At 45.6% G+C, this 9434-nt stretch carries 7 protein-coding genes; 1 reads left to right on the forward strand and 6 read right to left on the reverse strand.

Features of this window, described 5'->3' with window-relative positions; translation table 11 throughout:
* Positions 1-147: 147 nt before the first annotated feature.
* From BIZ39_RS18980 to rnr, 3 genes are all read right to left on the reverse strand, one after another.
* Positions 148-1818: a S8 family serine peptidase gene (locus tag BIZ39_RS18980; RefSeq protein ID WP_187447724.1), complete on the reverse strand. Its 1671-nt coding sequence runs from the start codon at positions 1816-1818 to the stop codon at positions 148-150.
* A 512-nt stretch (positions 1819-2330) separates the two neighbouring features.
* Positions 2331-3071 (reverse strand): 23S rRNA (guanosine(2251)-2'-O)-methyltransferase RlmB, encoded by a 741-nt coding sequence (gene rlmB / locus BIZ39_RS18985; protein ID WP_014950916.1) that lies wholly within the window; start codon positions 3069-3071, stop codon positions 2331-2333.
* A complete protein-coding gene (gene rnr, locus BIZ39_RS18990; protein ID WP_187447725.1) occupies positions 3072-5489 on the reverse strand; it encodes a ribonuclease R in 2418 nt (805 codons plus the stop codon).
* 307 nt (positions 5490-5796) lie between these two features.
* Between rnr and BIZ39_RS18995 the strand changes: the two genes are divergently transcribed.
* Positions 5797-7515, forward strand: a complete 1719-nt coding sequence (locus BIZ39_RS18995) for an alkaline phosphatase D family protein (RefSeq protein ID WP_187447726.1) — start codon at positions 5797-5799, stop codon at positions 7513-7515.
* Between the two features lie 125 nt (positions 7516-7640).
* On the opposite strand, the gene BIZ39_RS19000 is transcribed toward BIZ39_RS18995, so the two are convergent.
* The 3 genes from BIZ39_RS19000 to BIZ39_RS19010 all read right to left on the reverse strand — a co-directional run bounded on the left by BIZ39_RS19000 (position 7641) and on the right by BIZ39_RS19010 (position 9352).
* A complete protein-coding gene (locus BIZ39_RS19000; protein ID WP_187447727.1) occupies positions 7641-7937 on the reverse strand; it encodes a type II toxin-antitoxin system RelE/ParE family toxin in 297 nt (98 codons plus the stop codon).
* The gene (locus BIZ39_RS19005; protein WP_187447728.1) at positions 7918-8166 is read right to left on the reverse strand and encodes a CopG family ribbon-helix-helix protein; all 249 of its coding nucleotides are present in this window, start codon (positions 8164-8166) and stop codon (positions 7918-7920) included. Before BIZ39_RS19005 ends, BIZ39_RS19000 begins: the two co-directional genes overlap by 20 nt.
* A 232-nt stretch (positions 8167-8398) precedes the next feature.
* A complete protein-coding gene (locus BIZ39_RS19010) occupies positions 8399-9352 on the reverse strand; it encodes a TonB-dependent receptor domain-containing protein (RefSeq protein WP_316248268.1) in 954 nt (317 codons plus the stop codon).
* Positions 9353-9434 lie beyond the last annotated feature (82 nt).

Here is a 9434-nt window from a genome sequence, read left to right on the forward strand (position 1 = left end):
ACAACGCCCTTGCCATTCGGATTATCTTCCCCTCAGTCAGGGTGATTCAGGTTTCTTTCAACCTGACGGGTTTGCCAGCTTCGCTGGGCAAACAAAAAAAAGCCTGCATAAGCAGGCTTTAACTGTGTCTTAGGGAGACGGGATTACTTACTCATATGAGTATGATAGTGTCACACCGCTGTATGACGAATAAGCGCGAATACCAATGTGCCATGTGCCTGACGCTGGCGCGTCGAATGTACATACTTCGCTGTTGCCATTTTGATAAGGACGACAATCATAGCTATTCGTTTCTGGCTGTGAGCCAAACTTCACGTATAGATCAGCATCGCCTGAACCACCAGAGGTACGAATAGTCATCTGCGTTACACCTTCAGGAATCGTCCAAGTGTAGCGGTCCCAGTTTCTGCGCGTACCTGAAAGGCCGGTTAGCTGACCTGATACTGGTTCTACGCCAGGCTCAGAGCCGCCACCGCCACCAGTACCGCCACCGGCACAACCGTTGGTGTTAAGGTAATTGTAGGCATCAGCAAGCTGCATTAAGCCATAACCGTAGAAGTTATCACGACCCGCACTGCCTTTATCTTCTGCCGTTGCATTAAGTGCACTACGAATTTGGTTGTTTGAACACTGCGGGAAGTAACTCCACACTAGTGCTGCACCACCAGCTACGTGTGGCGTCGCCATAGATGTACCGCTGAGTGAAGCGTAGGTATTTGTTGGATAGGTAGACTGAACTGCACTGCCTGGCGCAGCAATTTCAACCTGATCGTTATATTGGCTGTAGCTTGCACGATTTTCGTTTGAGTCTACTGCCGCAACTGACATTACTGCATCATATGAAGCAGGGTAAGACTTCGCACTGTTACCATCGTTACCTGCCGCCGCAACTAACAACATGCCTGCATCTGTGAAGCTCTGCATTGCATTTCGCTCGGTAGTTGACGAACTGCCGCCACCTAAGCTCATGTTAACAACGTTCGAGCCGGCATCCTGACATTGGGTGATAGCATCGATAAGGTCAGATGCGTAAGTCCATTGGCCATTGTCGTTAAAGATTTTAACGATATGCATATCCACGCCAGGATACACACCAACTACACCTTCGTTATTATCGTATGCTGCAATGGTGCCCGCTACGTGGGTACCGTGACCGTTACCATCGTTATACCAGTTACCTACAGCACCATTGTTTGCCTGACCTGTAACGCCATCGTTTGTTCCAGGCAAATCTGGGTGACCCAGGTTGTAACCTGTATCGATGATACATACTTTGCGAGCCGTAGTATCTGACTGTGCAAATTGATTAGCCTGAACCATTGTGTAGCCGTAAGGCGTGGTCTGCGCCATAGGCTTACGACGAACGTCCACTTCAATACTTTCTACGTTTGGATTTTTACGAAGCTTGTTCAGCGCTGACTTACTCATCGTAGCCGCTACCATTTTATGCTTCTTAAGCTCTTTCTTAATTGCACCACCTGCTTTTCTTACTTCTGATTTAGCAGACGCGATATCGAAAGGCTTTTTACCTTTTACTTTGGCACTTGAGATTTGACCTTTACCTTTTAATGCACTCACTTCAACCGTTTCACTGGTCATCTCGTCTTTGAACTTGATGATGTAACGCTCTTGGTCAGTGGTGACAAGACGATCGACAGTCAATCGCTTACCTAGTGCTTGTTTTAGGGTTTGAGGCTTTTCTTTAACTTTTACCAGACCTTCGCCTGCTGCCATTGCAGAATTACCCATTAAGCCAAGTGATACAGCTAGAGCAGCTGCTGTTAGACATGTGTGTTTCTTATTTAATTTTGAGTTCAAAATTTATTTCCTGTTTTATCTGTCTTATTAACTTCAACACTGTTTTATTCCGTGCTTTGGAAGCTATTTGTTATTAAATGACATACAGGTATAACCATTACCTCATACGAAAAGCTCATCCATGACAACCGACGCAACTGCGTTGCAACGACCTACCCGTTTGTCAGGTATGCAAATAAACGGTATTACCAATTATTTACAGAGCTCATATTAGGCGGCGAATCAGGCTGTTGAGTATGTTGCCTTAACCCTGGTGAGCATTTTTAATACCTTTAAAAATGCACAAAAAAACAACACAACTTATGAAGAGCGCGCCAAATGTGTATTACGAGCAGGTTCATGGTAGGAATAAAAAACTATAATTAACATTAATTTCACAAATTCAAATGTAACAAAATATTAAACTCTTTATAAGTTTTACTTAAATATAAAAAAAGCGTGTACCCAAAGGTACACGCTTTTTTAAAAACCAATTGAAAACTCATTAGAGGCTCAATTCTAGCAACTTTGTCTCATAAACTGCGCTGTCTTACGATCTCGTATAAGCACACGCCTGTTGCTACCGACACGTTTAAACTTGTCACACTGCCAGCCATAGGAAGCTTCACTAACTCATCGCACGTTTCTTTGGTAAGCCTACGCATGCCCTTACCTTCAGCCCCCATTACTAATGCAGTTGGGCCTTTCAGGTCTACATCATAAAGGGTCTTATCGGTTTCACCGGCTGTGCCAACAATCCAAAGACCTTTATCTTGAAGGTGCTTCAAGGTTCTGGCCAGGTTCGTGATTTGAATAAGTGGAACCACTTCAGCTGCACCACAGGCCACCTTTCTTACTGTGCCGTTTAAGCTTGCTGATTTATCTTTCGGTACTACTACCGCGTGCACCCCTGCTCCATCTGCAGTACGCAGGCACGCACCTAGATTATGCGGGTCGGTCACACCGTCTAGTACCAAGATTAAAGGCTGCGCTTCGCTTTCTAAAATTTTGTCTAAGTCAGCTTCATCTAGCACGCGGGCTGGTTTTGCTCTTGCTACCACGCCTTGGTGTTGCTCACCGCTTACTTTGTCATCTAGCGCTTTGCGCTGACAAAACTGAACGGAAATACCGAAACGACGGGCTTGGTTAACAATGTTGGTTAGGCGCTCGTCATTGCGACCTTTCAACACCAACACTTCCATTACACGCTCGGGCTCTTTTTCAAGTACCGACTGCATGGCATGTAAACCGTATAACCATTCTTGCTGCGCCATTTAACGCTTACCTCTTTTATTCAATGACAGTGTTTTGCCGCTACTACCGCCTTTGGCGCTGCCGCGACTTGACGATTTTCCACCGCTACGAACAGACGAGCTTGAGCCGCCTTTGCCTTTGTTCCCTTTTTTATCAGAACGCGAGCCTTTATCAGAGCGTGATTTGTTATCAAAACGAGTAGGTTTATCTGAAGCCTTTTTCGCAGACCTCACTTTTACCTTCTTACCCTTAGTGCCGCGCAGCATAGACTTATCGAGTAATAAATCAATCTTTCTTTCATCAAGGTTGACCGCTGCTACGGTTACTTCAACCGTATCACCCAATCTGAACTGGCGATGGCCCGACTCACCAACCAGCGCTTGTTTTACATCGTCATAGTGATAATAGTCATCATCTAGCGATGTTATATGTACTAGGCCGTCGATGTGGTATTCGGTAAGGCGTATAAATAAACCAAAGTTAGTGACCGAGCTGACCACCCCTTCAAAGGTGTCGCCGACGTGGTCGAGCATAAACTCGCACTTAAGCCAGTCAGCTACGTCACGGGTGGCATCATCGGCGCGGCGCTCTGTCATTGAACACTGCTCGCCTAACTGTTCAATTTCTTCAACGGTGTAGTTTTTCGCGCCACTGACTGCTTTTTTGCCCTGCTGTTTAGCAATAATGCCTTTTAGCGCACGGTGCACGACCAAGTCTGGGTAGCGACGGATAGGTGACGTGAAGTGCGCGTAAGCTTCTAGCGCCAACCCAAAGTGACCTACGTTGTCACCGTCGTAAACCGCTTGCTTCATTGAGCGCAGCAACATGGTTTGAATAAGTTCTTCGTCTACTCGACCGCGAGTTTTAAGCACCACATCGGTAAACGCGGCAGGCTCGGCATCTTCAACAATGCGATGAGGAATACCAATTTCACTTAAGTAGCTGGTAAATGCAGTAAGCCTGTCGGCGTCTGGTTTGTCGTGCACACGATACAGCGCTGGCGCTTCATGCTTTTCTAACATCAACGCCGCACTCACGTTAGCCATGATCATGCACTCTTCAATAAGCTTATGCGCATCGTTACGCACCAGCGGCACAATATTTTCAATCTTTCGCTGGGCGTTGAATACGAACTTCACTTCTTGGGTTTCAAACTCAATGGCTCCGCGCTTGGCACGGGCTTTTTTAAGCGCGCGGTACAAGTCGTGAAGATTGCGTAGATGAGGTACATGAGGCTCGTAACGCTGATGAAGTTCTTTATCGCCCTGCAGAATATTCCACACTTTAGTGTAGGTTAAACGGGCATGTGAGTTCATGACTGCTTCGTAAAACTGGAATTCTTCTAGTTTACCATTTGCACTGATGGTCATCTCACACACCATACATAGGCGATCGACTTCAGGGTTTAGTGAACACAAGCCGTTTGACAGTACTTCTGGCAACATTGGAATTACTTGGTCAGGGAAGTAAACCGAGTTACCGCGCTGCTGCGCTTCATCGTCTAGGGCTGAGCCTGTTCTTACATAATGACTTACATCGGCAATGGCTACCCACAGCTGCCAGCCGCCATCGTCTAGCGGTTCACAATATACTGCGTCATCGAAGTCGCGGGCGTCTTCACCATCGATGGTGACCAGCGGAAGCTGGCGTAAATCGATGCGTCCTTCTTTGGCTTCTTCGGGCACTTGGTCAGTTAGCTTTTCCACTTGCTTGGTTACGCCTTTAGGCCACTGATGTGGAATATCAAACGTACGAAGGGCCATTTCTATTTCCATACCTGGCGCCATATGCTCACCAAGTACTTCTACAATTTTGCCTACTGGGCTCATTTTTCGGCGTGGGCGTTGAGTAAGCTCTACCACTACAACCTGCCCCATTCGAGCACCGTTAGTGCTTTCTGGTGGAATAACAATTTCGTGCTGTAACCGGCTGTCATCTGGCACAACCATGCCAAAACCTTGCTCAACAAAGTAGCGGCCAACAATAGGCTCGCTGCGCGGTTCAATGACTTGCGTAACAAACGCTTCTTTTCTTCCACGGCGATCGGTTCCGCTAATGCGCGCTTCTACCACATCGTCGTGAAGGAACAGGTTCATCTGCCCAGCACTAATAAATAAATCACCGCTTTTATCTTCAGGACGCAAAAAGCCGTAGCCATCACGGTGACCAATAATTCTGCCTTTAATGAGTTCATCACGGTTTTGGAGAATGTATTTTTTCTGCTTGGTAAATTGCACCTGACCTTCGCGCTCCATGGCACGTAGTCGGCGCTGAATTCCAATTCGCGCTTCTTCGTCGAAGGCGTTCACCAAGTTACAGATATCAAGAAACGACAACGGCTTGTCGTGCTCTTTTAATAAACTCATTAAATATTCGCGGCTGGCTACCGGATTTTCGTACTTTTCTTTCTCGCGCTGATAATGCGGATCATCACTCATGTATTTTAAATTTACCTTTCGTATTTTGTTCAACGTGTTTTCGTTTGTGGCTTAGTTCGTCAAAGCGCTGTAGAAAACATAAATATGATTGTTTAGGCACATAAGCCATTATTGGTTCATGTGGTTATTTGCTGCACAGTATAACAGTATTTGCAGTAAAACATTGACTGTTATTATGGATTCTCAGCCTGACATCTCTATGTCACAAACACTCAGTATAAAAATGGGTTTTCGTTTTTGTTGCATGAGCGTTCAACAAAACAATGACATCACCGAATACCTTACAAACCTTATAAAGAGCAGGCATATGGATAGAAGATCGTTTATAAAGCTGTCGTCACTCGCAGGCGCGAGCGTAGCAGTGTCTACAGGGCTAGCAGGCTGTACCGTTAGCACTTCAGCAAACAGCCAACCACAAACCAACGCTACCTTTACCCATGGTGTGGCTAGTGGAGACCCATTAAAAGACGCCGTGATTATTTGGACGCGCGCCGTGCCCACAGTAAATTTGGGCTCAGGTTCGGGCTCAAAGTCAGGTTTAGCCAAGGCCGATATTTTATGGGAAATGGCAAGCGATGCTGATTTTGCCAATGTGATAAGTAGCGGTATTGTTGAAGCCAAAGCAATCCATGATTTTACCGTAAGAGTCGATGTAGCAGGACTTAGTCCGGCTAACCGTTATTTTTACCGTTTTAAAAGTGCCAATAATATAAGCCCTGTGGGCGAAACCCGTACGCTGCCTGAAGCCGATGTGTCTGACGTTACGTTCGGCATATTTTCCTGTTCTAACTACCCTGCTGGCTTTTTCACGCCATACATGGAGGCAGCGAAAAACGATAACATCGATTATGTATTGCACCTTGGTGACTACATTTATGAGTACGATGGCGAAGGCTACGCAACTGAGCACGCCAAGGAAATTGGCAGGACCTATGCGCCTGATAACGACACCGAGCTTTACACTCTCACTGACTATCGCAACCGCTACGCGCTATATCGTACGGATGAAGGCTTGCTGTCGTTACATCAATATAAGCCATTTATTGTTGTGTGGGATGATCATGAAATTACTAACGACACCTACAAAGACGGTGCTGAGAATCACCAAGAGGATGAAGGAGATTTTTATGCCCGTCGTGCAGCGGCCGTACAAGCTTTTTATGAGTGGCTACCCATTCGCCCACCTTTTGGCACCGAGCGCTTAGAAATTTATCGTCAGTTTACCTTTGGTAAACTTCTTGACTTATATATGCTCGACACCCGCGTTCTTGCCCGCGACAAACAGCTTGAATACGCCAACTATCGCGATGCTGAAACTAAAGCATTTGACCAAGCACGCTTTATGAAAGACATCGGCAACCCTAACCGCGGTTTACTCGGTGAAACCCAACGCAACTGGCTACATTCGTCTATGCGGCAAAGCCAGGCTAAATGGCAGGTGTTAGGGCAACAGCTATTAATAGGCCGCATGCTTTTCCCTGTATCTATTTTTAACGGCGTTGAACGCAAAGCAATACCTGATCATGTACATAGGCTCGCGAATATCAAACGCAAACAAAAGCAAGGTGGTGCACTTAGTGAGCAAGAGCTTGCGCTTATCAATACCGTAATGCCTTACAACTTAGACGCATGGGATGGCTACCCTATTGAGCGGGAACAGGTTCTGATGCAGCTTAAATCTGTCGGCAAGCCAGTTATTGCCCTTGCAGGTGATACACATAACGCATGGCATAACAAATTAACCCTGAAAGATGGTACAGAGGTAGGGGTTGAACTTGCCACACCAGGCGTGACGTCACCCGGTATGGAACATTACCTAAGTATGGATGATGACATGGCAGAAACGCTTGCCAACGATCTTCCGCTTCTAATTGAAGATTTGCAGTACTGTAATCTGCACAAGCGCGGCTTTATGACATTGACCGTCAGCGAAGACAGCGCAAAAGCCACGTGGCACTATGTGGATGCAATTTTAACCAAAGCTGGAAAAGTAGTTAACACGCATAGTTTTGAGATTGAGACATAGCGTTCTACAAGTTTATAAGCGTGTATAGGCTCTAGCCTATGCACGTTATTTATAAAGTTAAAGGCTACAAACGCTGTTTTACACCTCGGACAATAAGCTTAGTGCTTTGAACAAATAGTGTGTTTTTAATCTGCGCTCGGCCATTGCTGAGCATCATGAAGAACACGTAGTATTTCGATGCAATTTGTAATGATGTTTTCTCGATATATTACGATAAACGGCAGGCCATTAATCACAAGTTCCCGCGTATTCTTCAATCGGCCATGACGGCCCGCTCTAGGATGTTCTGATAAGACTAGGTGCGAACTATCAATAATGTTGATGACAACGTCAATAGCTACAGAGGGGCTATTTTCTTGAGCAATATGAGCTTCAATTTTCTCTAAATCGGTACCTGCAAGATCACTCCATTTGAGCTGCACGCTTAGCCTCCCACTTAGCTTTGACATCAGTATGGTCGGCCAAGCGTCCCTCATCAGCGGCTTTCACTCCTTTTTCCACCTCTCGGATAAACCATTCTTCGCGAGCAACATACTGCTTGATGGCTTCGGCCATCAGCCACGCCCTAGGTCTATCCATCGCCTTAGCCATTTCGCCTACGCGTGCAAGTGTTTCATCATCTAATCTTACTGAGGTAGCTTTTAAAGGCATGCAGATTCTCCGAGGTTCTTAAAGAATCTTTATTGTAATTGCACTAGCATTAAATGTCTTCTTTCGCTTTTCATCAACAAAGACAGAGTGCAAGACATTATAGTTAAATTGCACCAACTAAAAACAGAGTCTCTAATAGTCCTTCTTATAATCCATATAATTTAAATTACGCCCTATTCCCATCAAAGCTAGAGCATGTTGACGGGAATAGGTACTCTCTTATTCTTTACTTCTAGAACTCGTAATAAACACGCACACCAGCAATGCGTGGCATGCCGCGTACGAAGGTAGGAATACCCAATCCACCGCCTGTATTACCTGCATCAATTAAGAATTCTTTATCAAACAGGTTGTTTACGTAAAACTCGTAGGCAAACTTGCTGTTGTCTTGAAGCAGCTTCACCGATAAATCAGTCAGTGAGTAAGTATCTTGAGAAAGACCAGGGTAATTACTGCTTTCAAAGAATACTTCTGACTGGAAGCTGGTAAGCCAGTTAACATCAATGTCAAAACTGTCCATATTGAATACTTTGTTGATGTTTATCGCGCCGCTAACTTCTGGCGCTAAGCGGAACTTATTGCCACCGTATTGGAACTCAGATCCATCAGCAGTATTGTCTGCAAATTCAGCGTCAAGGAAACCAAGGCTTGCTGTTAGCGTCAGCGTCTCGCTGTAGTTATAGGTCGCCATGCCTTCAATACCCGACATGGTCGAGTCGCCTACCGTTACAGTAATAGACTGTAAGGTTTCTGCGTCGGTAAAGCTTTGCTGATAATCGCTGTATTCGTAGGTGAAAATGGCACCTGAGAACAGGAAGTTCGCGCTTTGGTATTTAAGACCTAAATCGTAACTGTCTACTATTTCAGGTTTAGTCACATTAACGCCACCTGCGTTAGCATCCACAACGGGTGAACGTCGTCCCCTAGCGTAGTTCGCGTATACGTTCCAGTTGTTATTAACATCATAGCTTACGGCAAAGCGCGGCAGGGTATCGTCAAAGTCGCGCTCGGCATCGAACGTAAATGCACCGTCTGCAGTAGTATAAGTATTACGGGTATAACGTGTTTCGTCGATATAGCGCACGCCAGCAGTAATGTTGATGTCGTCGGTAACAAAATACGACACTTCAGCAACATAAGACGCTATATCAAGTTCAGCTTCAAATATAGGGTATACGGATTTAATGGTTGATGGGGCACCTTCACCCCATCAATCTGATACCACCCTCAGATGGTTGATAGATCGACTCCGTAGTTGAGTTCCTCTG

This window comes from Alteromonas sp. BZK5, assembly GCF_014349115.1.
GTDB classification, from domain to species: domain Bacteria; phylum Pseudomonadota; class Gammaproteobacteria; order Enterobacterales; family Alteromonadaceae; genus Alteromonas; species Alteromonas macleodii.